Annotated in this window: 1 pseudogene; it reads right to left on the reverse strand. The window is 58.1% G+C overall.

Annotation, left to right across the window (positions count from 1 at the left end):
* A pseudogene (locus NW856_RS13845) lies at positions 1-741 on the reverse strand (RRXRR domain-containing protein); the annotation flags it as partial.
* Positions 742-905: the final 164 nt, after the last annotated feature.

A 905-nucleotide genomic window follows, 5' to 3' on the forward strand; every position in this document is an offset into this window, starting at 1 on the left:
CAGAGGAACGACCATAAGCATCTGCTGATTGTCCGGCTGCAGGTGCCCCCCGGTCACGGAGTTGGCTAACACCCACGCATCCACGCAGTGGGCCGCAAACACTTCGGCGGTCTTTTTGTTGGTTTTCTGCAAACCCAAGGCATCCCGCATCTGCTGGGTTTCCCACCCTGAGCGGGTTAGTACCTGTCCCAGATTGGCTAGCTGCCGATAGAACCATTGCTTACCCACCTCTGAGGGAGAGAAAGACACGTCCCAGCGGCGCTTGCCACGGGTCTTCGCCTTAATGTCCTCAACCACAAATACGGATACGGGAAACAACTGGCTTAGCCACCGAGCCAGACGTAGCTTCCACTGCCAGCGAGCCTTGGTGGAAGGGGGCAACCCACCCCTGGCGCGATTAAACCTGGGTTGACGACAGGGCGTTTGGCGATACCGTCGCGCTCGACGCATGATGCGCCGTTGTTCGACATGCTCCTTCACCCAGGTGACCGCGTCCGCTTGGAGGTTCAGGTAGGTCTGTGCGGCGGATTTAACCGACCACCCCTCTTTCTTGCTCCCTGGGTCAATGCCGACGGCTATGGGTTGGGTTTGCCGGTCAGAAGGCTCCACGTTAAGCCGGACTCAAAACACCCCTCTCTTCCAAAAGGGAGTAGCCTTGCCGGTCTTAATCCACCTTCTGGCTCGACTGGGTGTGGTCGGCATGAGCGGGTTTTGGTTGTGGTCTACGACAGGCACAAACATGCGGTAAGTCTCCTACTCGGAGTATGTACGTCCCTTCGCCACTGACCAACGTAGAGGTAGCCAACTAGGGAAGCATTCGCTACGTACTGTGGGCTGCCACGCCCAGTCGGCTCAGTCCCCTTCAATCGCCCTCCATGACTGGGTTGCTTGGGCAGGCTAGTCTT

It is taken from the genome of Synechococcus sp. R3-13 (genome assembly GCF_047462195.1).
Taxonomy (GTDB): Bacteria; Cyanobacteriota; Cyanobacteriia; order Thermostichales; family Thermostichaceae; genus Thermostichus.